Annotated in this window: 22 protein-coding genes; 13 read left to right on the top strand and 9 right to left on the bottom strand. The window is 67.5% G+C overall.

The window, feature by feature from the left end; translation table 11 throughout:
• Positions 1–190 precede the first annotated feature (190 nt).
• Complete coding sequence (gene alaS / locus HLH34_RS06750; protein ID WP_183118834.1) at positions 191–2842, bottom strand: alanine--tRNA ligase; 2652 nt, start codon at positions 2840–2842, stop codon at positions 191–193.
• Between the two features lie 159 nt (positions 2843–3001).
• Here alaS and tenA point away from each other — a divergent pair, with 159 nt between their 5' ends.
• Positions 3002–3706, top strand: coding sequence for a thiaminase II (gene tenA / locus HLH34_RS06755; protein ID WP_183118835.1), 705 nt, complete (start codon positions 3002–3004; stop codon positions 3704–3706).
• Here the strand turns inward: tenA and HLH34_RS06760 are convergent.
• The 3 genes from HLH34_RS06760 to aroB all read right to left on the bottom strand — a co-directional run bounded on the left by HLH34_RS06760 (position 3622) and on the right by aroB (position 7571).
• A complete protein-coding gene (locus HLH34_RS06760; protein WP_240161524.1) occupies positions 3622–4185 on the bottom strand; it encodes a GtrA family protein in 564 nt (187 codons plus the stop codon). The genes tenA and HLH34_RS06760 overlap by 85 nt on opposite strands.
• A gap of 192 nt (positions 4186–4377) precedes the next feature.
• Complete coding sequence (locus HLH34_RS06765) at positions 4378–5502, bottom strand: OmpA family protein (RefSeq protein WP_183118836.1); 1125 nt, start codon at positions 5500–5502, stop codon at positions 4378–4380.
• Positions 5503–5810: 308 nt separating this feature from the next.
• Positions 5811–7571 carry a 3-dehydroquinate synthase gene (aroB, locus tag HLH34_RS06770; protein WP_183118837.1) on the bottom strand — a complete coding sequence of 587 codons (1761 nt, stop codon included), beginning with the start codon at positions 7569–7571 and terminating at the stop codon, positions 5811–5813.
• Between the two features lie 104 nt (positions 7572–7675).
• Here aroB and HLH34_RS06775 point away from each other — a divergent pair, with 104 nt between their 5' ends.
• The 3 genes from HLH34_RS06775 to HLH34_RS06785 all read left to right on the top strand — a co-directional run bounded on the left by HLH34_RS06775 (position 7676) and on the right by HLH34_RS06785 (position 9781).
• Entirely contained in the window at positions 7676–7819 is a 144-nt protein-coding gene (locus HLH34_RS06775; RefSeq protein WP_183118838.1) for a hypothetical protein, read from the top strand.
• On the top strand, positions 7816–8742 hold the full coding sequence (locus tag HLH34_RS06780; protein WP_183118839.1) for a tyrosine recombinase: 927 nt from the start codon (positions 7816–7818) through the stop codon (positions 8740–8742). Before HLH34_RS06775 ends, HLH34_RS06780 begins: the two co-directional genes overlap by 4 nt.
• An 82-nt stretch (positions 8743–8824) precedes the next feature.
• A complete protein-coding gene (locus HLH34_RS06785) occupies positions 8825–9781 on the top strand; it encodes an acetyl-CoA carboxylase carboxyltransferase subunit alpha (RefSeq protein WP_183118840.1) in 957 nt (318 codons plus the stop codon).
• 55 nt (positions 9782–9836) lie between these two features.
• Here the strand turns inward: HLH34_RS06785 and HLH34_RS06790 are convergent, their stop codons facing one another.
• On the bottom strand, positions 9837–10592 hold the full coding sequence (locus HLH34_RS06790) for a competence/damage-inducible protein A (RefSeq protein WP_183118841.1): 756 nt from the start codon (positions 10590–10592) through the stop codon (positions 9837–9839).
• Positions 10593–10666: 74 nt separating this feature from the next.
• On the opposite strand from HLH34_RS06790, the gene HLH34_RS06795 reads away from it, so the two are divergent.
• Positions 10667–11575, top strand: a complete 909-nt coding sequence (locus HLH34_RS06795) for an SMP-30/gluconolactonase/LRE family protein (RefSeq protein WP_183118842.1) — start codon at positions 10667–10669, stop codon at positions 11573–11575.
• Between the two features lie 3 nt (positions 11576–11578).
• Here HLH34_RS06795 and mutT read toward each other — a convergent pair whose 3' ends face one another.
• The 3 genes from mutT to HLH34_RS06810 form a co-directional block, all read right to left on the bottom strand.
• Positions 11579–12580 carry an 8-oxo-dGTP diphosphatase MutT gene (mutT, locus tag HLH34_RS06800; RefSeq protein WP_244959716.1) on the bottom strand — a complete coding sequence of 334 codons (1002 nt, stop codon included), beginning with the start codon at positions 12578–12580 and terminating at the stop codon, positions 11579–11581.
• 31 nt (positions 12581–12611) lie between these two features.
• Positions 12612–13697, bottom strand: a complete 1086-nt coding sequence (locus HLH34_RS06805; RefSeq protein ID WP_183118844.1) for an aromatic ring-hydroxylating oxygenase subunit alpha — start codon at positions 13695–13697, stop codon at positions 12612–12614.
• Positions 13698–13927: 230 nt separating this feature from the next.
• Positions 13928–14800 carry an ATP-binding protein gene (locus tag HLH34_RS06810; protein ID WP_183118845.1) on the bottom strand — a complete coding sequence of 291 codons (873 nt, stop codon included), beginning with the start codon at positions 14798–14800 and terminating at the stop codon, positions 13928–13930.
• A 146-nt stretch (positions 14801–14946) separates the two neighbouring features.
• On the opposite strand from HLH34_RS06810, the gene yajC reads away from it, so the two are divergent.
• The 7 genes from yajC (at position 14947) to HLH34_RS06845 (ending at position 21455) form a co-directional block, all read left to right on the top strand.
• Entirely contained in the window at positions 14947–15327 is a 381-nt protein-coding gene (gene yajC / locus HLH34_RS06815; protein ID WP_183118846.1) for a preprotein translocase subunit YajC, read from the top strand.
• 200 nt (positions 15328–15527) lie between these two features.
• Positions 15528–16313, top strand: coding sequence for an IclR family transcriptional regulator (locus HLH34_RS06820; RefSeq protein WP_183118847.1), 786 nt, complete (start codon positions 15528–15530; stop codon positions 16311–16313).
• Positions 16297–17313 (top strand): 2-dehydro-3-deoxygalactonokinase, encoded by a 1017-nt coding sequence (locus HLH34_RS06825; RefSeq protein WP_183118848.1) that lies wholly within the window; start codon positions 16297–16299, stop codon positions 17311–17313. The genes HLH34_RS06820 and HLH34_RS06825 overlap by 17 nt, the downstream gene beginning before the upstream one ends.
• Positions 17310–17936 carry a 2-dehydro-3-deoxy-6-phosphogalactonate aldolase gene (locus tag HLH34_RS06830; RefSeq protein WP_183118849.1) on the top strand — a complete coding sequence of 209 codons (627 nt, stop codon included), beginning with the start codon at positions 17310–17312 and terminating at the stop codon, positions 17934–17936. The genes HLH34_RS06825 and HLH34_RS06830 overlap by 4 nt, the downstream gene beginning before the upstream one ends.
• A gap of 40 nt (positions 17937–17976) precedes the next feature.
• On the top strand, positions 17977–19125 hold the full coding sequence (dgoD, locus tag HLH34_RS06835; protein ID WP_183118850.1) for a galactonate dehydratase: 1149 nt from the start codon (positions 17977–17979) through the stop codon (positions 19123–19125).
• A gap of 23 nt (positions 19126–19148) precedes the next feature.
• Positions 19149–19907, top strand: a complete 759-nt coding sequence (locus HLH34_RS06840; RefSeq protein WP_244959717.1) for an SDR family NAD(P)-dependent oxidoreductase — start codon at positions 19149–19151, stop codon at positions 19905–19907.
• 108 nt (positions 19908–20015) lie between these two features.
• A complete protein-coding gene (locus HLH34_RS06845; RefSeq protein ID WP_183118852.1) occupies positions 20016–21455 on the top strand; it encodes a sugar porter family MFS transporter in 1440 nt (479 codons plus the stop codon).
• Positions 21456–21536: 81 nt separating this feature from the next.
• On the opposite strand, the gene HLH34_RS06850 is transcribed toward HLH34_RS06845, so the two are convergent.
• A complete protein-coding gene (locus HLH34_RS06850) occupies positions 21537–22145 on the bottom strand; it encodes a superoxide dismutase (RefSeq protein ID WP_183118853.1) in 609 nt (202 codons plus the stop codon).
• Between the two features lie 145 nt (positions 22146–22290).
• On the opposite strand from HLH34_RS06850, the gene HLH34_RS06855 reads away from it, so the two are divergent.
• Positions 22291–23133: a phytoene/squalene synthase family protein gene (locus tag HLH34_RS06855; RefSeq protein WP_183118854.1), complete on the top strand. Its 843-nt coding sequence runs from the start codon at positions 22291–22293 to the stop codon at positions 23131–23133.
• Position 23134: the final 1 nt, after the last annotated feature.

The following is a 23134-nucleotide window of genomic DNA, read 5'->3' on the forward strand; positions in this document are numbered from 1 at the left end:
CGTTCGGCCCTGCACGATAGGACGGGCGGCGGCATGATCCGTGCTTTGTAAGACTAGCACGTTAACGGATGGCGAAAATACGGAGTTCCACCAGATCGGCCGCGGGACATACTATGTCAGTGACGCGACGCGATTTGAAAAGACGGCCGTCACGACCCGCCCCCCGAAAAAAGGGGCGGGGCATGTCGGGTCAGGCCGCCGGCAGCGCTCTCAGGGCCGCGCGAACGGCCTCCAGGCCCGCTTCGGCCTGGGCGATGTCGGGGCCGCCGGCCTGTGCCATGTCGCGACGTCCGCCACCGCCCTTGCCGCCCATGGCGGCGCTGGCCACGCGCACCAGTTCGACCGCGTCCAGGCGTTCGGCCAGGTCGCCCGTCACCGCCACGACCAGGCTGCCCTTGCCCTCGGCGGTGGCGACCAGCGCCACGACGCCCGAGCCGACCTGCTTGCGCAGGGCGTCGGCCAGCGGCTTCAGCTCCCGGGCCGGCAGGTCGCCGACATTGCGGGCGATGAGGCCCACACCGCCGATCGTCTCGGTCGCGCTGGCGACGTCTCCGCCGCTGGCCAGCTTGCGCTGCAGGTCGGATACAAGGCGTTCCATCGCCTTGCGTTCTTCCAGGATCACCGCCAGGCGCTCCGGCGCTTCGGCCGCCGAGACGCGCAGCATCGCGGCCATCTGCTCCAGGCGCTGTTCGGTCGCCACGGCCGCCTGTTCCGCCGCCTTGCCGGTCACGGCCTCGATCCGGCGGATACCGGCCGATACGCCGCCTTCCGACGTGATGCGGAACAGCCCGATATCGCCCGTGCGGCCGACATGGGTGCCGCCGCACAGTTCGATGGACCAGGCCGGACGGTCGTCGTCGGGGGTGCCCATGAACACCACGCGGACCTCGTCGCCGTATTTTTCGCCGAACAGGGCCATGGCGCCCATGGCGACGGCTTCTTCCTGCGACATCGGGCGGGTGACGACCGCGCTGTTCTCGCGGATGCGGGCGTTTACTTCGGCCTCGATGTCCGCGATTTCCTCGGGCGTGATCGGCCGGGGCTGGCTGATGTCGAAGCGCAGGCGATCCGGCGCGTTCAGGCTGCCCTTCTGGGCGACATGCGTGCCCAGGCGGCGGCGCAGCGCCTCGTGCAGTAGGTGGGTGGCCGAATGATGGGCGCGGATGGCGCTGCGGCGGTCATGGTCCACGGTCGCGGTGACGGCCTGGCCCACGCGGATCGTGCCCTCGATCACCGTGCCGTAATGGACCATCAGGTCGCCCAGTCGCTTCTGCGTGTCGGTCACGGCAATGCGCAGGCCCGGCGCGGTGATCAGCCCGGTATCGCCCACCTGCCCACCGCTTTCGCCATAGAACGGCGTCTGGTTCAGCAGCAGTGCGACCTCGGCGCCCGCTCCGGCCTCGGTCACCGACAGGCCACCGCTGACGATGGCCTGGATTTCGGCGTCCGCCTGCTCGGTGGTGTAGCCCAGGAATTCGCTGGCGCCGAAGCGGTCGCGGGCCTCGAACCATGCGGTTTCGGTCGCGGTATCGCCCGAACCCGACCAGGCGGCGCGGGCGCGGGCGCGCTGCACCTGCATCGCCTGATCGAAGCCCGCGACATCGACCGCATGGCTGCTGCCGCGCAGGGCGTCCTGCGTCAGGTCCAGCGGGAAGCCGAACGTGTCGTACAGCTTGAAGGCCACGTCGCCCGGCAGGGGCTGGCCGTCGCCCAGATGCGCGGTTTCGTCGGCCAGCAGCGCCAGCCCGCGATCGAGCATCGCCTTGAACCGTTCCTCCTCGCCGCGCATCGTCTCGCGGATCAGGGCTTCGGCCTGCACCAGTTCGGGGTATGCGGCGCCCATCTGGCGCACCAGCGTGGGCACCAGTTTGTGGAATACGGTTTCGCGCGTGCCCATCATGTGCAGATGGCGCATGGCGCGGCGCATGATGCGGCGCAGGACGTAGCCGCGCCCGTCCTTGGCGGGCAGCACGCCGTCGGCGATCAGGAACGAGGTGGAACGCAGATGGTCGGCGACCACGCGATGGCTGGACCGGAACGGCCCGTCCGGATCCTGCCCCGTCGCCTCGGCCGAGGCCAGGATCAGTGCGCGGAAGGTATCGGTGTCATAATTGTCGCGCTTGCCCTGCAGGATCGCCGCGAAGCGCTCCAGCCCCATGCCGGTGTCGATCGAGGGACGGGGCAGGGGCGAACGCACGCCCGGCGGGTCCTCGAAGAACTGCATGAACACCAGGTTCCAGATCTCGACGAACCGGTCACCGTCCTCGTCGGGCGAGCCCGGGGGGCCGCCGGGGACGTCGGGTCCATGGTCGTAGAAGATCTCGGAACACGGGCCGCAGGGGCCGGTGTCACCCATGCGCCAGAAATTGTCGGACGTCCCGATGCGGATGATCCGATCGTCGGGCAGGCCGGCGATCTTGCGCCACAAGCCGGCAGCTTCCTCGTCATCGGCATAGACGGTGACCAGCAGCCTGTCGCGCGGCAGGCCGAAATTGCGGGTGATCAGCGTCCAGGCATATTCGATCGCCTCCGCCTTGAAATAATCGCCGAACGAGAAATTGCCCATCATCTCGAAGAACGTGTGATGGCGGGCCGTGTAGCCGACATTGTCCAGGTCGTTATGCTTTCCGCCGGCCCGCACGACCTTCTGGGCGGTCGTGGCACGCGAATAGGGCCGGGTTTCCTGGCCGGTAAACACGTTCTTGAACTGGACCATTCCCGCATTGGTGAACAGCAGGGTCGGGTCGTTGCGCGGCACAAGAGAGGACGAGGGGACGATCTGATGACCGTTCGCCGCGAAATAGTCGAGAAAGGCCGCGCGGATATCGTTGGTTGTGGACATGGCGGGAGACAGACGATCCTGTAATGGAGGAAATCGGAGACCTCGGTCCTCATCACCTAGCGCAGGGCGCGCGCCGCAGGAAGAGTAGAGCCACATGCGGCGGTCGAATCGCGCCTCCGGCCGGGCGCGCGCCGTTCACGAATATGGGGGAATACGATCATGACATGGACTGCGGAACGGCATTGGCCCGTGCTGACACAGGGGCTGGCGGGCCGGTTGCGCCATGACAGCGCCGGAGACTGGGACCGTTTCATCCACCACCCCTTCGTGCGCGGCCTGGCCGACGGCACCCTGCCGGAGGCCGAATTCCGGCGCTTCCTGGTGCAGGATTATCTCTACCTGATCCAGTATGCGCGCGCCTACGCCCTTGCCATCTACAAGGGGGCCACCCTGGAGGACATGCGCAGCGCCTCGGCCATCGTGACCGGACTTCTGGATACGGAACTGGCGTTGCACATTACCTATTGCGCGTCCTGGGGCCTGACCGAGGCCGACATGCAAAGCCAGCCGGAATCGCTGGAACTTCTGGCCTATACGCGCTTCATCCTGGACCGGGCGCAGACCGGCGACCTGCTGGACCTGATCGTGACACTGGCCCCTTGCCTGATCGGATACGGCGAGATCGGCGCACGGCTGCATGCCGACCCGGCGACCCGGCGCGAGGGCAATCCGTACTGGCCCTGGATCGCGCTCTATAGCGGCGAGAAATTCACCGGGTTCGTCGAGGCCGGGATAAACACGCTCGATACGCTGGGCGCGCGTTACGGGGCCGATGCCCGCTATCCGATGCTGCTGTCCGAATTCCGGACGTCCGTCAGGCTGGAGGCGGCGTTCTGGCTGGCGGGGCAGTCCGGACCGCTGTGACGCGGTACGGCGCCGGCGTCATGGTGGCGGAACACCAGGCGCCGGCTGAGGTTGAAATTGGCCAGCATCCCGGCGAGCAAGCCCGCCGCCAGCGCCAGGGCGGGTATGGCCCGGCATAGCGGCATCGTCAGGAACAGGGTGAAGACCGTGCCCCGGTTCAGGGCGAACCCGCAGGAATTCGCCATCAGGAACCGCATCCACTGGGTCAGGGCCCCATCCGCGTGGCGCACGTGGCGAAACGTCCAGTGGCGGTGCATCAACCAGTTCATCGTCGCGGCGACGAAATAGGCCGCCATCGTCGCCCCCGCCAGCCCCAGGATGGGGCGGGTGGCATAGAGCGTGACGGTATCCCACACCAGGCCCAGCCCACCCACGCTCCCGAATTTCAGGAATTGGCCGACGCGCGCCCGCGCAGTGGAGGACGTCGCCCCGGGACGTAACGGGTTGCATGCCGCGGGGCTGGACAGGGAGTCGGACAAGAGGGGGGAACCGCCTGACGTGAAAAGGGATGAAACGTGCGTTGAAAATGGCTCGGCCAGCGTTTCAACGCGCGCTCGGCCCGACCGTTTTTTTAAAGCAGTCCCCTGGTGTCACGTGAATGTGGACAAAAAAAGGGGGATGCCCGAAGGCACCCCCCTTTTTTGACCACTCCCGAACGGGCGCGGCAGAGATCAGTGCAGGATGATCTCGACGCGACGGTTCTGCGGCTCACGGGTGTTCGGACCCGTCGGGACCAGCGGATGCTGCTCGCCATAGCCGTGGATATCGATCGCGTTGGCCGGCACGCCGTCACGGATCAGTTCGGCCTTCACGCTGTTGGCGCGACGGACGGAGAGGCCCATGTTGTACTTCTCACCGCGCGGACCCGGATGGGCAGCCGAGTTGTCGGTGTAGCCGTTGACTTCGATACGGGTCGTCTGGACGTGGGTCGAAGCCTGGGCGGCCTCGGCCACGATCTCACGCGCACGGGCCGTCAGGTCCGAACGATCCCAGTCGAAGAACACCAGGTAGGTACGGGCCGGCGTCGGCGCGGGCGGCACGACGACCGGGGCCGGCGGCGGCGGCGGCGGAGCCGTGTTGAACGCGTAGCGCAGACCCAGGATGAACTGGTGGTTGAAGCGATCGTCGAAGTTCACGTTGCCCGTGCGGCGGCCAGCGGCGCCGGGACCATACGACGTATGGGTGAACGAGCCGTCGCTGAACGCCTGGCCCAGCATGCGGTACTGCGCCGTGATCTGCAGGCCGGGGACGTTCGGAACGTCGTAGGCCGCACCGACGATGCCCTGATAGGCGAAGCCGCCGTTCGTGCCGCCCAGACGGGTGGTGGCGCCGTTGATGTAGTTGGTCGTGGTCGGGTTGTAGTGCTGCCACAGATAGCCGGCACCAACACCGACGAACGGCGTCACGGGGATGTCGATCCCGAACTGCTTCAGGTCGATGTCGTACAGGACGTTGACGAGTCCGCCATAGGACTGGTCGCTGCCGCTGGTCGTGTTCGGCACGCCGCTGCGATGATTGATCTGCGAATAGTTATAGACGCCCTCGACTTCGGCGCGCAGGCCGTTGCCGAAGCCCCAGCCGAAGGACCCGAAGCCGGTGAAGCCATCATGGTGGCGCAGCGTCGACGAGCTGGACTGGCGAGCCACAGGATCGTTGGCGAAACGGCCGTGCTGGGTCTGGACCAGGTTGTAACCGGCGCCCAGGTCCACGTACGGACCAGTAATGATGGTAGCGTTTGCGGCAACAGGTGCAGCCGCCATCAGCGTGGTGGCGAGTAATGCCGTGCGGAGACGCATTATTTTCGTCCTCTTGATCATCCGTTCGAGTGCCGTCAAACCATAGACGGTCAGCCTCAGCGTGATGCTTAACCCCCTATAGATCTTTCGGTTCCGGATTAGGAACCCATCCGTTGGCAGGACAGCCATTACCGTTGCGATGCGTGTTGAAAAAGCAACAGTTTGTTTCGGGGCGATTACGGATCGCAGAAGGTCCGTTTCGTCTCCGATACCGTGGGGCCGGGACGGGCGAAGGGGCGAATATTGCGACGGCGTCACGTGGCCTGAAGTAATGGGGACACATGTGTCCCCACCGACACAGGGAGTCGTCAGGAAACACACGATTCCGTGATCAGAACCTCGCGGACGAGGTCGTCCGGGACGTCGCGGCAGGTGAAGGCCTGCCCGATCCCGCGCGCCAGGACGAAGGACAGCCGGCCGTCGCGCATCTTCTTGTCCCGTTGCATGTGTCCGATCAGCGTTTCGGCCGAAAAGACATGTCCAAGGTCGGATATCCGGGCAGGCATGCCCAGCCGGTCCAGATGGCTGGTGACCCGGTCGAGGTCGGTCTGGGCGCAGAAGCCCATGCGAACCGAGGTCAGGAAGGCCAGGCGCAGGCCGATCGACACCGCCTCGCCATGCAGCAGGCGCCCGTCGTAGCCCAGCTCGGCTTCCAGCGCGTGGCCGAAGGTATGGCCCAGATTCAGAAGGGCGCGCCCGTCGGACTTCTTTTCCTCGCGTTCGTCGTCGCCGACGACCTGCGCCTTGAAGGCGCAGGCCAGGCTGACGGCCTCGGCCTGGGCGTCGGGCTCGCCATCCAGAACCGTCTGGCCGTTGGCCTCGCACCATTCGAACAGGGCGGCGTCGCCGATCAGGCCGGCCTTAACGATTTCGGCATAGCCCGCCCGGACCTCGCGCAACGGCAGGGTCGCCAGGGCCGACGTGTCGGCCAGTACGGCGACAGGCTGGTGGAAGGCGCCCAGCAAATTCTTGCCGAACGGGGTGTTGATGCCCGTCTTGCCACCCACGGACGAATCGACCTGTGACAGAAGGGTGGTCGGGATCTGCACGAACGGCAGGCCGCGCAGGGTGGTCGCCGCGGCGAAGCCGGCCAGATCGCCCACCACGCCGCCGCCCAGGGCGATGACCGTGGTTCCGCGCTCCACCGCCAGTTCCAGCAGGGTGTTGGTCACGCGTTCGTATTCCGCGATCGTCTTCGATCCCTCGCCGGGGGGGACGATGATCGTGTCGGCACGAATCCCGGCCTCGGCCAGCCCCTCCAGCAGGCGGGGCAGGTGCAGCTTGGCCACGGTGTCGTCGGTCACGATCACCACCCGCTTCTGCCGCAGGACGGGGGTAAGAAGCACGCCGGCATGCCGGATCAGGTCCGCGCCGATGGTGACGTCGTACTGCCAGCGCTCCAGCCTGACCGGGACGATTCGGGGTTGCTGCGCCAGGGTCAGGGCGCTGATGACGTTGCCCGCACTTTGGTCCACGTTCTCGTCTCCACAATCCACGATGAGGTCGGCCTCGGCATAGACCGGATGCCGTATTTCCATGAGTCCGGCGAGAATCTCGCGCGGGTCGCCCTGGTTCAGCAGCGGGCGATGGGTGCGTCCCTGGACGCGGCGGACCAGGACGGGCAGGGGGCAGCGCAGCCATACCGACGTCGCGTGCTCGCGAATGACGGCGCGGGTCGCGGGGTCCATGAACGCGCCGCCGCCGGTCGCCAGGACCAGCGGACGGCCGTCGAGGATCCGCCGGATGACCCGTCGTTCGCCCTTGCGGAACTCGGCCTCGCCATAATTGGCGAACAGGTCGGCGATGGAACATCCGGCCGCGCGTTCGATCTCGACGTCCGCGTCGACGAAGGGCAGGCCCAGTCGCGACGCGACCCTGCGGCCGATCGTCGTCTTGCCCGCCCCCATCAGGCCCACCAGCACGATGCTGTGCCCCGTCGGCCCCATGCTGCGATGCCGGTCGGCGGGTTCCACCGCCTCCAGGTCGAACGGGAAGAACGGATCGTCCCTGCCGTCGAGGGGGAGGGCGGCAGGCGAACGGGGGGCAGGCGGGTCGATCGGGCGTGACATGATCGCCAACCTAACATACAGCGAAGGCGGCAAGCCATGTCGGTTCGTGAACGGGTGGTTCCAGCCGCTGAGGGATGCAGCTTTTCGCGTAATTAGGGGTCGTCATGCAGCGCATCTTGTTGGTTCTTGTGGGCGTCGTCGTCCTTGTGCTGGCAGGGGGATTCGTCTCCATGGGCGCGTTTCCGCCGCCCGCCCCGGTCCAGCAGGTCCACAAGGATGTTCCGTCGGACCGTTTCGCCCATCCGTGAGCGGCGCGCACGCCGAGGCGTTTCTGGAAATGCTGGCCGCCGAACGGGGCGCCGCGCCGAACACGCTGAAGGCCTATGCGCGCGACCTGGACGATTTCGCCGCCCATGCCCGCCAGGGCGGGCGGGGCCTCCATGACGCCGATGCCGATCTGCTTCGGGACTATATGGCGGCCCTGGCCCGTGCGGGCCTGTCACCCAGAACCCAGGCCCGGCGCCTGTCGTGCCTGAAACAGTTCCATCTGTTCCTGGCGCGCGAAGGGGTGCGGCCCGACAATCCGGCCGATCTGCTGGACGCCCCCCGCCTTGCCGCCCCCCTGCCGCGCTTCCTGTCCGAGTCGGAGGTCGATTCCCTGCTGGCGGCCTGCGCGCCGGGGGCGGATTCCGAGGCGCCCGGGGCCCGGCGATGGCTGGTCGCCCGCGCGGCGCTGGAGATGCTCTATGCCTCCGGCCTGCGTATTTCCGAATTGCTGGCCTTGCCGCGTCGCAGCCTGGTGGGGGCGGCACAGATGCTGCTGGTGCGCGGCAAGGGTGGGCGGGAACGAGTCGTGCCGCTGTCCGCCGCCGCCCGCACGGCGGCCGAGGCGCTGGTGGCCCACGACCGGGCACAGGGCAGTCCGTACCTGTTTCCCGGCCGCGACCCCCGCCGGCCGCTGACCCGCCAGGGATTCGACCGGATTCTGCACGATGTCGGGCTGCGGGCCGGGCTGGACCCCGAGCGGCTGTCGCCCCACGTGCTGCGCCATTCCTTCGCGACGCACATGCTGGCCCGGGGCGCCGATCTGCGGGCGCTGCAGGTTCTGCTGGGCCATGCGGACATCGCGACGACCCAGATCTATACCCATGTGCTGGCCGAACGGTTGCGCCAGGCGCTGGAGGCGCATCATCCGCTGGCCCAGGCCACGGCCGGAACGAAATCGACGTGATTGGCCGGCAAAACATGCGCGTGCGGGCGGTTTTGCTGCGGAATGTGCTTGGCAGGAAACGTGGCTGTGCTATCCGCACCGCATGCGCCAGTTTCTAGATTTCGAAAAGTCGGTCGCCGAGCTTGAGAACAAGATCGACGAGCTTCGCAAGATGTCCGGGCCGGACGGAATCAACATCGCCGAGGAAATCGCCAAGCTGACCGAGAAATCGGACAAGCAGCTTCGCGCGGCCTACGCCAAGCTGACCCCGTGGCAGAAGGTGCAGGTCGCCCGTCATGCCCAGCGTCCGCATGCGGTGGATTACATCCACACGCTGGTGAACGATTTCACGCCGCTGGCCGGCGACCGCCTGTTCGCCGAGGACAAGGCCGTGATCGGCGGCATCGGCCGGTTCGGCGACCAGCCGGTCGTCGTGATCGGGACCGAGCGCGGCGCGGACCTGGAAACCCGCCTGCAGCATAATTTCGGCATGGCCCGGCCCGAGGGCTATCGCAAGGCCCAGCGCCTGATGAAGCTGGCGGTCCGCTTCGGCATGCCGATCCTGACCTTCATCGACACGTCGGGCGCATGGCCCGGCATCGACGCCGAGGCCCGCGGACAGGCCGAAGCCATCGCGCGTTCGATCGACGTCTGCCTGTCCGCGCCCGTTCCGGTGATCGCCACCGTAATCGGCGAGGGCGGTTCGGGCGGCGCGGTGGCGCTGGGGGCCGGCGACCGGGTCATGATGCTGGAACATGCGATCTATTCGGTCATCTCGCCCGAGGCCTGCGCCTCGATCCTGTGGCGCGACCCGAAGCAGGCGACGAGCGCCGCCGATGCGCTGAAGCTGACGGCCCAGGACCTGCTGCAACTCGGCCTGATCGACCGCATCATCCCCGAACCGCTGGGCGGAGCGCAGCGCGACCCGGCGGCGGCGATCCGGGCGGTGGGCGATGCGATCGCGGCGGACCTTCCCCCCCTGCTGGCACGCGAACCCGCGGTTCTGGTCGCCCAGCGTCGCGAGAAGTTCCTGGCCATGGGGCGTGACGGGCTGACCTGAAACCCGCCGAAGGCCCTGGTGGTTCGGGCAAGGCCCGATCTCGCTCCGCCCCCACTCAGGGCGGCGGTTCGCCCTCGACCGGTGCGAAGCCCAAGGTTGCGATCAGATCACGGACCGCACTGGCGGCCTGGTGCACGGCGCGGGCGTCCACCCCCTTGCTTACCAGGGCCACGCCGCGCCGCCCATCGGGACGATGGAACGGGTAGGACCCGATATCGACCTGCCCATGGCACGACTGAACGTCCGACAGGCCGGCGGCCAGCGTGCCTTCATACAGGCCCAGCGCGTACCAGCTGATGGATGTGACGGGCGTACCATGCGTCAGGCCGGGGGACACTTCCTCGAACATCGCGCGCATGATGCGTGGCACGCCGGCCATCACATGGACATTGCCCATGCTGAAGCCAGGCGCGACCGACACCGGGTTGCGGATCGGGATGGCACCTTCGGGCAGCGTTGCCATGCGCTGTCGGGCGGCGTTGAATTCGCCAGGCGGGAAATGGGCTTCCAGCAGGCGAAACGACTCGGAATGGATCGTCCAGGGCACGCCGAACGCCTCGGCGATGCAGGGCGCGGTAATATCGTCGTGGGTCGGCCCGATGCCGCCGGTGGTGAAGACATGGTCGAACCGCGCCCGGACGTCGCATACCGTGGTGACGATGGTTTCGCGGATATCGGGGATGACCCGGACCTCCATCAGGGAAATGCCGATCTCCGCCAGGCGACGGGCGATATACTGTACGTTCATATCCTGCGTGCGGCCCGAGAGGATTTCGTTGCCGATCACCAGGATGCAGGCTGTGGGATTCATGAACGGATTCCACCTTTGCGGTATGATCGCACTATGACCCCGAAGGGCCGTCCGGGCCAGAGAGGAGGACCAAGATGTTGAAGGGACCGATCTGCGGCGCGCCGCGCTGCGTGTGGGATCTGCGCGCCACGCTGGGCGAGGGGCCGGTCTGGGCCGAAACCGAGCAGGCCCTGTATTTCGTCGATATCGTGGGCCGCGCGATCCATCGCTACCGCCCCGAAAGCGGCGAGACCACCAGTTGGGACGCGCCCGACCGGCCCGGTTTCCTGGTGCCGTCGAACGACGGCACGTTCCTGTGCGGGCTGAAGGACGGGCTGCATCGCTTCGATCCCGCCAGCGGCCGGTTCAGCCTCGATACGCTGGTCGAACCCGAATTGCCGGGAAACCGGATCAACGACGGTCATGTCGATGCCGCCGGCCGCCTGTGGTTCGGCACGATGCACGATGCCGAAACCGAGCCGACAGGATCGCTGTATTCCGTGACGCAGGCGGGCGGCAGCCTGCACATCCATCGCGAGGACGAAGGCTATATCGTCAGCAACGGGCCGGCGCTTTCGCCCGATGGACGGGTTTTGTACCACAATCATTCGCCCGCGCAGGTCGTCTACGCCTTCGACGTGGGGGATGGCGGGATGCTGTCCAATCGCCGCGTCTTCGCGACCCTGGACGATGGCTATCCGGATGGAATCGCGGTCGACAGCGCCGGCTTCCTGTGGATCGGCGTATGGGGCGGCGGACGGATCGAGCGCCTGTCCCCGGACGGAACGCCGGTCGACCCGATTCCGCTGCCGGCACGCAACGTCACCAAGGTCGCGTTCGGCGGGCCGGACTACCGCACCGTCTTCGTCACGACGGCGCGCAGCGGCCTGTCGCCGGAACAGCTTCAGGCCGAGCCGCTGACCGGCGGGCTGTTCTCGTTCGGCAGCAGCATTCCCGGACAACGGCAGGCGGTCTTTCCCCTGACCCGGTCGCTTATCCTGTAAGGATCAGATCAGGTCGCGCAGCAGCGGGATCAGGGGCAGGTCGGCCTCGGGCATCGGATAGTCCGACAGGGCCTCGGCCCGGACCCAGGCCAGGGCCTGCCCCTCGCGCGGACGCGGCACGTTCTTCCAGCGCCGGCAGACATACACGGGCATCAGCAGGTGAAAATGCCCGTAATCGTGAGACACGAAACTATAGGGCGCGAGGCACGACCGTGCCACGTCCAGCCCCAGTTCCTCGTCCAGTTCGCGGATCAGCGCGGCCTCGGGCGTTTCGCCGGGCTCGACCTTGCCGCCTGGGAATTCCCACAGCCCGGCCATCGGCTTGCCTTCCGGCCGTCGGGCCAGCAGGACGCGGCCATCGGAATCGATCAGAGCCACCGCCGCGACCAGGACGATTTTCTTCTGTCCTGCCGGGGTGTCCTTGGGGGAAGCCGCCGGGCCGTCCACCGACAGGTCGGCGCGGGTCGCCTCGAACAGCAGCACCGGATGCTCGCCGCCACGCGAGACGAATTCCTGCCGCCCGGTCCCGGATTCGCGAAAACCGATGCGGCGCAGGACGGCGATCGAGGCGGGGTTGTCATGGGCGACCGCCGCCGCCATCCGCTCGACCGGCAGGTTGGCCAGCGCCCATCGTGCGATCCGGCCCACCGTGATGGTGGCGACCTTGCGATTCCAGTACGGGCGCCCGATCCAGTATCCGACCGTGCCGGAGCGGGTCGCGGGATCGATCTGTACCCCGATGCAGCCGATCAGCGAATCGGGCTCGTCCGATTCGGGATGGGTGATGGCGAAATGATAGGCCGCCCCCCGGCGTGACAGATCCTGGGTCGAGGCGATCCATTCGTCCGTCAGGCCGCGCGGATAGGGAAATGGCACCCGGCTGAGCATGCGGATGACACTCCAGTCATTGACCAGGCGATGCATCGCGCCTGCGTCCGACGGCAGCAACGCCCGCAGCCGATAGGGGCCGGCCTCCAGCGCGGGGGCGGCCCCCCCGGTTTGCATGTCCATCGTCATGCGGGCGGCAAGGCGGGGGTCAGGATTCGGCCCCGGCCGGGATGCCGCAGCGCGCCAGCAATGCGCGCAGATTCTGGATCACCGGGAAGACCTCCTGGTTGTGGTCGCCACCCAGTTCGTTCCACGCCGCCTGCTCCAGTTCCACGATCTCGCGGTCCTCGCGGAAAATCCGTTCGGTGAACGCGACCAGGAACGGCCACGCGGCATCCAGCAGGCCGGGGATCTTCGGGCGCTTGATCGACAGCAGGCCGAACACCCGGTTCGTCAGTTCCTCGGCATCCTGGGGCACATAGGCGATCCACAGATCCATGACCGGATCCTCGCCCTCGGACTGGATCTTCAGGGTCTGGTAGGGGTATTCGGTGCGAATCGTCATGACGTCGCGATGGGCGTATTTCGCGCTGTTGTCGCGCTTCTGCCCGAACACCAGGGCCTCGCCGATCGGCTGCTTGCCGCCGGTGCGCGCGAAAGTATAGCGCGCCTCGATCATGCCGGGGCCGCTGTCCTGCCCCAGGAAGCGCGGCTTCATCTGGCCCATCTGCTTCATGTGCATGAACTGATGGTTCATATCCATCAGGTTCTCATGCATGAAGCTGTAATGGCATTTGACGTGCCGGCCGAACCGCCGCGTCTTGTAGGCCGGATTCGCGACCTGGGACAGGTGGGGCAGGGGGACGGTCTCGGCCTTCGCGGCGTCGCCGGGGAAGACGAAGATCAGCCCGTCCTGCTCGCGGCAGGGATAGGTGCGCACGCCGTTGGGCAGCTTGCCCTTGCCCAGGTAGGGCACGTCGATGCAGCGACCCGACCGGCCATAGGCCCAGCCATGGTAGCAGCACTGAACCGACTGCCCGGTCACCTGCCCCTTGCTGAGGGGAACCTGGCGATGGGCGCAGCGGTCCTCCAGGGCGAAAACGTCGCCTTCCTTCGGACGGATCAGCGCGATCGGCTGTCCGGCATAACGCACGCCGATGGTCTTGCCGGGTTTCAGTTCGCGCGACCAGGCCACGGGATACCAGAAATCGGGATTGGAACGGATCCGCCGGAGGTCCCCCTCGGGGCCCAGTCGGGGAGGAGGCATACTGTCCGTCGATAAGATCTGATTCATCGTCTCTCTATGTATTCAGGCCTTCGCAGCCATCATGTCCCCCTGGGGCGCAGGCCAGCAGACCACAGGCGCAGGGATCGTGTCGACAGCGCATTCCATTAAAGTTCGATCCCTGCCGGGTGCGCAATTTTTTCATATTATTGCAGGGCGTGTCGGGGTGGAGGGGCACTGCCCAGCCTGGACGGACAAGGCCCCGGCCGGCCTTGATCCGTGTCAATCGCCAGCCCCGATCATGCCTGTGGCGACAGTTCGGCCGTCAGGTTTTCGATGAACTGGAAGGCGACGCGGCCCGACCGGCCGCCGCGCGTGACGGACCAGGCATTGGCGCGCTGCGTCAGCTCGGCATCATCGATCCGCAGGCGACGCGCGTGGGCATAGGCCCGGGCCATGTCCAGGAACACGTCCTGGGGGCAGTTATGGAAGCCGACCCACAGCCCGAACCGGTCCGAGAGCGAGACCTTCTCCTCCACCGCCTCGGACGGGTTGATGGCGGTCGAGCGTTCGTTGTCGATCATGTCGCGCGGCATCAGGTGCCGGCGATTGGATGTTGCGTAGAACAGGACATTGTCCGGTCGGCCGGAAATACCGCCGTCCAGGACGGATTTCAGCGCCTTGTAGTCCGCGTCTTCGCTTTCGAAGGACAGGTCGTCGCAGAAGACGATGAAACGGCGCGGGCTGGTGCGCAGCAGCGCCAGCAGGTCGGGCAGCGTGGCCAGGTCCTCGCGCTGGATCTCGATCAGGACCAGGCGGCCCTGGCCCGGCGCCGCCGGCCGGCCGTCGACCAGATTGGCGCGCGCATGGGCCGCCTTGACCAGCGATGATTTGCCCATCCCGCGCGCGCCCCACAGCATGGCGTTGTTGGCCGGGAGGCCGCGCGCGAAATGCAGCGTGTTGTCCAGGACCAGCCCACGCTGCATGGCCACGCCCTGCAACAGGTCGATATCGACATGCGCGACATGCTCGACCGGGGTCAGGCGGCCCAGGGAGGGATGCCAGACGAAAGCGTCCGCTTCGTCGAGGCCCTTCAGCGTGGGCGGGGGAGGAGACAGCCGTTCCAGCGCGGCGGCGATCCGGTCGAGAGCGGGCAGCAGGTCGGAATCCATCGTCGGTCCTGTTCCAAGGCGGTGTCATGGGCCCGGAGCGCGGCGGGCGACGCGAAAGCGAACCGACGCCTTGACGGGAAACAGGCGAAAACTATGGTCCACATCCACGGCCCGCAACCCAATAATGACCCCCGGAACCGCACGACATGACCCTTCTTTCGGACTTCCTGATTACACCGGCCTACGCCCAGACCGCCGGAGGCGAGGGGGGATTTCTGAGCGCCGGCGGGCTGATGACGATCCTGCCCTATGTGGCGATGTTCGTTATCTTCTATTTCATCCTGATCCGGCCGCAGCAGCAGAAGCAGAAGCAGCTTCGCGCGCAGCTTTCGGCCCTGCGGCGCGGCGACCGGGTGCTGACGGCAGGCGGGATCATCGCCGTCGTCCAGAAAGTGCGCGACGATTCGAATGAGGTCGAGGTCGAGATCGCGCCGAACGTACGCGTCACCGTCCTGCGCGAGACGATCGGATCGGTCGTCAGCAGCAGCGCCAAGCCCGCGAACGACACCGGCGCCAAGGCCGGCTGACGCCCAACCGATCCCGCAGAGTTGATAGGCGCCCGGCCACCGCCCGATGAGGATGGTGGCCGGGCGTCTTGCGTTCCAGGGCCCGGAAAACCGGGGAAAAGCTGCTTGGTGTCGCAAATAACCCATAATGTGGGTCATTGAACCGTATATTGAGTTTTCCGGAAATCCCCCTTACCGATCGTGGCTTGGGGGAGTGGATCATGGATGCCAGGGTCGCAAAGCCTGCCGCCGCAAGCGGAACGCAGGCGCTGGAACGCGGGATCGCGGTCGTCGACGCGGTCGATCGGGGCCATCGTACGCTGGCGGCGATTGCGGGCGCCACCGGCTGCACCCGCAGCACCACCCAGCGGATCGTCAGTTGCCTGGTCCGCCTGGACTGGTTGCGGCTGGACGGGGACGGCACCTATCGCCTCGGCCCGCGCCTGGCGGCGTTGGGGGCCGGTGCGCAGGACGAGATGTCGCTGGCCGAACAGGCCAGGCCGGTAACCGAACGGCTGGGGGCGGAAACGCGCGACACCGTGCATCTGGGCATCCGTTCGGGCGGGGACGTTCTGTATCTGGACAAGATCCCCGGCCAGCGGGGGCTGGAGATGCGCTCGCGCGTCGGGCAGCGCATGCATCTGGCCCTGACCGGCATCGGCCGCGCCCTGATGCTGGATCTGGATGAGGTCGAATGGCGTTATCTGTACGACGCGGCCCGGCCCGAGGTGCCCGGGGATGCCGATTGGCAGGCCTGGCTTGCGCGCATGCGGGACTATCGCGCGTCGGACTGCGTCTTCGACCTGGAGGACAACGAGGTCGGGATCCGCTGCGTCGCGGTCCCGGTCCGCGATCGCGGCGGGCGGATCGTCGCGGCGCTGAGCGTCGCCAGCGCCACGCCCTACCTGTCGCTCGAACGGATGCGGACCCTGGCGCCCATCGTGCGTCGTGCGGCGGGCGACCTGTCGAGCAGACTGGGAGGGAGCGCCCATGTTACGGCGGCATGAGACGGAGGAGGCCGTGTCCTCGGAAAACGGGGCGCTGATCGGCATAGACTGGGGCACGTCGTCCCTGCGGGCCTGGCGCCTGTCGGCGTCGGGGGCGGTGCTGGACGAGGCGCAGGCCCCGTGGGGCATCCTGAACCTGCCGGATGGCGGGTATCCCGCCGCGCTGGCGGCGCTGTTGTCCAACTGGCCGGATGCGGCCGGCCTGCCGCTGATCGCCTGCGGCATGGTCGGCAGCGCGAATGGCTGGCGCGAGGTCCCGTATGTTGATTGCCCGGCCGACGGCGCGTCGCTGGCCCGCGCGCTGGTCCGTCCGGACGCGGCGGCCGGTGCCCCGGGCGTTCCGGGCATCGTGCCGGGGGTCAGGCGGCGGCATCCGCTGCCCGATGTCATGCGCGGCGAGGAAACGCAGATCGTGGGTGCGCTGGCGCTGCATCCCGACCTGGCGGCGGATTCGACGCTGATCCTGCCCGGAACCCATTCCAAATGGGCGCGCGTGCAGGGCGGCCGGATCGTGGGGTTCGCGACCGCGATGACGGGGGAGCTGTTCGCCGTGCTGTCCCGGCACAGCATCCTGGGCCGGCCCGCCGACGGGGCCGCCGCCGTGACCGAGGACGAGGCCCGCGACGCCTTCCGCCGTGGCGTCCTGGCTGCCGCGGCGTCCCGCCAGGGGGTGGCGCCGCTGCTGTTTTCCGTGCGTGCCCTGTTCCTGGACGGCGGGATCGGCGCCGCCGCGACGCGGGACTATCTGTCCGGCCTGCTGGTGGGTGACGAAGTCCGGACGGGCCTGGCCGACCGGCCGGGCGCCCCGCCGGCGATACTGGTGGGCGAGGAACGACTGTGCGGCCTGTACGCCCGCGCGTTCGACATCCTGGGCGCCCCGGTGCCCCAGTCCGTGGGCAACACCGCCCCGCAGGGGCTGTACCGGATTGCCATCGAGGCCGGCTACCTGACCCCGGCGAACCAGGCACCCGAGGGGCGCCAGGAAGGAAGACCGACATGACGAGTTTCGATGACGCCCTGGCCGCCTGCCCGCTGATCGCGATCCTGCGCGGCGTGACGCCGGACGAGGTGCTGGAGATCGGCGACGCGCTGGTGGAGGCCGGATTTCGCATCATCGAGGTGCCGATGAATTCGCCACACCCCCTGCGCAGCATCCGCCTGCTGCAGGACCGGTTCGGCGAGACCGCCCTGATCGGCGCGGGTACCGTGACGTCGCCCGACATGGTGGTGCAGGTCGCCGAGGCCGGTGGCCGGCTGATCGTCATGCCGCATGGCGATGTCGCGGTCATCCGCGCGGCGCGCGCGCTCGGCCTGTATTGCACGCCCGGCGTGGCCACCCCGACCGAGGGCTTCGCCGCCTTGGCCGCAGGCGCCACGGCGTTGAAGATGTTTCCCGCCGAACAACTCGGGCCGCCGACGCTTGCGGCCTGGCGCAGCGTCTTTCCCGCCGGCACCCGTTTCATCCCGGTAGGCGGGGTGACGCCGGACACCATGGAGGCATTCCTCGATGCCGGGGCCGCGGGGTTCGGCCTGGGGTCGGCGCTGTATCGGGCCGGCCGGTCGGCGCGCGAAGTCGGGGTGGCGGCGCGCCGGTTCGTGGACGCCCTGCCGCGCGGGCGATAGCGCCGCCGGCTGCAAGAACAAGAACAGGACGGAAACGGTCATGAAGATCACGAAGCTGACGACGTTCCAGGTGCCGCCGCGGTGGCTGTTCCTGAAGATCGAAACCGACGAGGGGATTTCCGGCTGGGGCGAGCCGGTGGTGGAAGGGCGCGCGGACACGGTCGCCGCTGCCGTGGCCGAACTTGCGGATTATCTGATCGGCAAGGACCCGTTCCGGATCGAGGACCATTGGACGGTCATGTATCGCGGCGGCTTCTATCGCGGGGGTGCCGTGCACATGAGCGCCATCGCCGGCATCGACCAGGCCCTGTGGGATATCAAGGGGCGGGCGTTCAACGTCCCGGTCCATGAACTGCTGGGTGGCCGCTGCCGGGACCGCATCCGCGTCTATTCCTGGATCGGGGGCGACCGGCCGGCCGATACTGCGCAGGCGGTGCGCGCGGTGGTCGATCGCGGCTTCACGGCGATCAAGATGAACGCGACCGAAGAACTGCAATATGTCGACAGCCACGCCAAGATCGACGACGTGATCGCCCGTGTTGCCGCAATTCGCGAGGAAGCCGGCCCGTATTTAGGCATCGGCGTGGATTTCCATGGCCGAGTGCACAAGCCGATGGCCAAGGTCCTGGCCAAGGAACTGGAACCGTTCGAGCTGATGTTCATCGAGGAACCGGTCCTGAGCGAGCATCTGGAGGACCTGCCCGAAATCACCAAGCACACTTCCATCCCCATCGCCCTGGGCGAACGCCTGTTTTCGCGGTGGGATTTCAAGCGGGTGCTGGAACAGGGCTGCGTGGACATCATCCAGCCCGACCCGTCGCATTCCGGCGGCATCACCGAAACCCGCAAGATCGCCGCGATGGCCGAGGCCTATGACGTGGCGGTGGCACTGCATTGCCCGCTGGGACCGATCGCGCTGGCGGCGAACCTGCAACTCGATGCGCTCTGCTACAACGCCTTCATCCAGGAGCAGAGCCTGGGGATCCACTACAACAAGACCAACGATCTGCTGGATTATATCGTCGACCCCGACGTCTTCGCCTATCGCGACGGGCATGTGGACATTCCCTCCGGCCCCGGCCTGGGTATCGAGATCAACGAGGAATATGTCCGCGCCCGCGCCGCCGAGGGGCATCGCTGGCGCAATCCGGTCTGGCGGCATCGTGACGGGTCGTTCGCCGAATGGTGACGCACTCTCCGGGGGATGGGGCGATGTTCGCCCGCTATCCCAGCCTGTCAGGGCGCTCCGTTCTGGTAACGGGGGGTGCGACCGGCATCGGTGCGGCGCTGGTGCGCGCGTTCGCCGGGCAGGGCGCGCACGTCGCGTTTCTCGACCTCGATCATGCGGCGGGCAGTATGCTGGCCGACGATTTGCGCGCCGAGGGCAGGCAGGCGCTGTTCGTGCCGTGTGACCTGACCGATATCGGGGCACTGCAAGTGGCCGTCGACGCCGCCCGGGCGGCGCATGGGCCGATCGACATCCTTCTGAACAACGCCGCCAACGACACCCGTCACACGCTGGACGAGGTCGATCCGGCGATGTGGGACCGGCTGTCCGCGGTCAATATCCGCGCCCAGTTCTTCGTCGCCCAGGCGGTGGCGGGCGACATGCGGGCACTGGGGCGCGGGAGCATCGTCTGCCTCGGTTCCATCGGATGGATGCTGAAGAACAGCGGCTATCCGGTCTATGCCACGGCAAAGGCGGCGGTGCACGGGCTGGTGAACGCGCTAGCGCGGGAACTCGGCCCGCATACGATCCGCGTCAACGCGCTGGTGCCCGGCTGGGTGATGACCGAACGGCAGAAAAAGCTGTGGCTGACGCCGGAAGGCGAGCGCGAGATCGAGCGCGGCCAGTGCCTGCCCGGCCGGGTGGAACCCGAGGACATCGCCCGCATGGCCCTGTTCCTGGCGGCCGACGATAGCCGCATGTGCACTGGCCAGAGTTTCATCGTCGACGGCGGATGGGTGTAGAGGCATCGCCGATATGGCGGTTTTCCGCCAAAGTCGCGCCCTGATCCGAACTCCGGCCGGTCCGGGTCGTTATAATTGATCCAAGATGGGCATGACGGGGAACGTGAGATGGGCGGGTACGGACATGCCGCGACAATGGAGGCCGGATGGATGGGCAAGCCGGTGACGGGCCGCGCCCGGCTGGTCGCCGGGCTGGCGGCCGTGGCCGGATTGATGTTCGGGCTGGATATCGGGGTGATATCGGGCGCATTGAGCCTGATCGCACAGGAGTTCGAGGCCACCCAGCTTCAGCAGGAATGGATCGTGGCGTCGATGATGCTGGGCGCCTCGGCCGGGGTTCTGATCGCGGCGCGGCTGTCCTTTGTCTGGGGACGGAAGCGGACGCTGGTGATCGGGGCCATGCTGTTCGTCGCGGGGGCTGTGTTCTGCGCCCTGTCCGGTTCGGTCGGCACGCTGATCGTGGCGCGGATCGTCATGGGGCTGGCGATCGGCATTTCGACGTTCACCGCGCCATTGTATATTTCCGAAATCGCGGATGCGCGGCACCGGGGGGCCATGGTGTCGGTGTATCAACTGATGATCACCATCGGCATCCTGCTGGCATTCGTCTCGGACGCCCTGTTTTCCTATTTCGACGCCTGGCGCTGGATGCTGGGCGTCGTTGCATTTCCCGGTGTGGTCTACCTGATCGGGGCGGCGTTCCTGCCGGCCAGTCCACGGTGGCTGATGATGATGGGGCGCCGCGACGCGGCCCGGCGGGCCCTGCTGGAACTGCGCGGCCAGGCGGGCGGCGTCGCGCGGGAACTGGCCGAGATCGACGCCCAGTTGCGCGGCCAGACCCGGGGATGGGCCCTGTTTCGCGACAATCCGAATTTTCGCCGGTCGGTCCTGCTGGGAATCATGCTGCAATGCATCCAGCAATTCACCGGCATGAACGTGGTGATGTACTACGCGCCGCGCATCTTCGGCCTGGCCGGGTTCGCCGAACACGCCCGCCTGTGGGGCACCGCCTCGGTCGGCGTCGTGAACATGCTGGCGACGTTCCTGGCCATTGGCCTGGTTGATCGCTGGGGCCGGCGGCCGATGCTGGTCTGCGGCCTGCTGGTCATGAGTGCCGGCATGGCGTTGCTGGGGGCCATGATCCGCATGGGACCCGATCCGGGGGGGCAGCAGGCGATGGCGGTGGGCGTGCTGCTGTGCTTCGTGGCGGGCTTCGCCTTTTCGGCCGGCCCGCTGGTATGGGTGCTGTGTTCCGAGATCCAGCCGCTGCAGGGCCGCGATTTCGGCCTGGCCTGCTCCACCACCACGAACTGGATTGCCAACATGATCGTGGGTTCGACGTTCCTGACGCTGCTGGACCGGCTGGGGCAGGGGCAGACCTTCTGGCTCTATGCTGGGCTGAACGCGCTGTTCGTCGTCCTGGTGCTGCTGTTCGTGCCCGAGACCAAGGGCCTGAGCCTGGAGCGGATCGAACACGAACTGATGGCCGGCCGGCGCCTGCGCGACATCGGGCGGGAACGTGTTCCGGGGGGCGTCGGGCCCGCCTGAGACATATGAAAAACCCGGCCGCGAGGGCCGGGTTTCCGATCGTCCAGGTTGCCTGTGCGGCCATGCGGTCGCAGGCGGACCTCAGGCGGCCTTGAGCTGCGCCTCGGCGAACTCGTAGTTCGCCAGCTTGTCCAGATAGTTGGTGGTGTAGTCCGGGCGACGGTTGCGGAAATCCAGGTAGTAGGAATGTTCCCACACATCCAGGCCCAGCAGCACCGTGCCCTGGCCCTCGGCCAGCGGGTTCGATCCGTTGGCGGTCTTGGTGACCTTCAGCTTGCCGTCGGACGCCAGGACCAGCCACGCCCAGCCCGAGCCGAACTGCGTCGTCGCGGCGGTCTTGAAGGCGGCCTTGAAGTCGTCGACGCTGCCGAAATCCTCGGCCAGCTTGGCGGCCAGGGTGTCGGGGATCGCGCCGCCGGTGGGCGACAGGTTCTGCCAGAACAGGATGTGGTTCCAGTGCTGGCCCGCGTTGTTGAACACCGGGGCCGCCGCCGCATCGCCCTTCACCGCCAGGATGATCTCCTCGAGCGACTTGCCCTGCAGTTCGGGCTTGGACTCGACGAAGCCGTTCAGCGCGGTGACATAAGCCTGATGGTGCTTGCCGTGGTGCAGCTCCAGTGTCTCCTGGCACATGCCGCGCGCCGCCAGCGCGTTGGTCTGGTACGGAAGGGTGGGCAATTCGAAAGCCATGAACGTTCTCCTTGGAATTGCAGGGGCGCAAACCGCCGCCTGTCCAGAGCTATGGGGGCAGGGGAAAGGCGTCAAGTGACGGACGCATGACCGCGTTCTTGTGCGTTCGTCCCGCACGCGGCATGTCGATGCGATGACCAGCCTCATGACCAGCGAAACCGATCAGCGGACAGGCACGTCCGGCCTGTCCGTCTGCGGTGACATCGCCCGGCGGTCCGATCCGGATCGTTTCTTCTGTTCGTTGTTCCTGCCGGCCGCCCTGCGGGAAGACGCGTTCACCCTGATCGCGTTCAATCACGAATCCGTTCGGGCATTGACGGGAACCCAGTCGCGGTCGGTCGCCGGGCCGCTGGCCGGGATGATCCGCCTGCAATGGTGGCGCGAAATCGTCGAGGGCGCCCCCCACCCCCACGAAGTCTCCGCCCCCCTGCGCGACCTGATCGCACAGGGCCGGGTGGACCGGCGGACCCTGCTGGGCATTCTCGATGCGCGCGAGGCGGAACTGGAAGGACTGGCCGACCGGGATGCCTGGCGCGAGGCGATGTGGCACGGGGCGGGCGGCGTGCAGCGTGCCATCGCCGAGGCCGCCGGCCTGCAGGATGAAGACGCCTTGCGCGCCGTCGCGTCGCGGGGCGCGGCCTTCGGGGTGGGCGGGCTGCTGCGCCATCTGGACGCGGTGCTGCGCGGCGGCCGGTGCCCGTTGCCCGAGGATGCGCTGAACGCCGCCGGCCTGTCGCGCGACGCGGTACAGAATGGCGTCGATCCGGCGCGGCTGGGGCCGCTGCGGACCCTGCTGCGGCAGGAGGGGCTGGCCCTGCTGCACGCGGGCCGGACCGTGACGCTGCCGCGCGCCGCGCGTGGCGCGGCCCTGCCGGGGGTGCTGGCGCGACGCGACCTGGCCCGTGACGCAGGAGCGGAAGGTGACGCGGTGCGCGGGGTAGGGGACCGGCTGGCGGTCCTGTGGGCGGCCCTGACCGGGCGGGTTTGAA

The sequence above is a fragment of the Gluconacetobacter azotocaptans genome (genome assembly GCF_014174355.1).
Classification (GTDB): Bacteria; Pseudomonadota; Alphaproteobacteria; order Acetobacterales; family Acetobacteraceae; genus Gluconacetobacter; species Gluconacetobacter azotocaptans.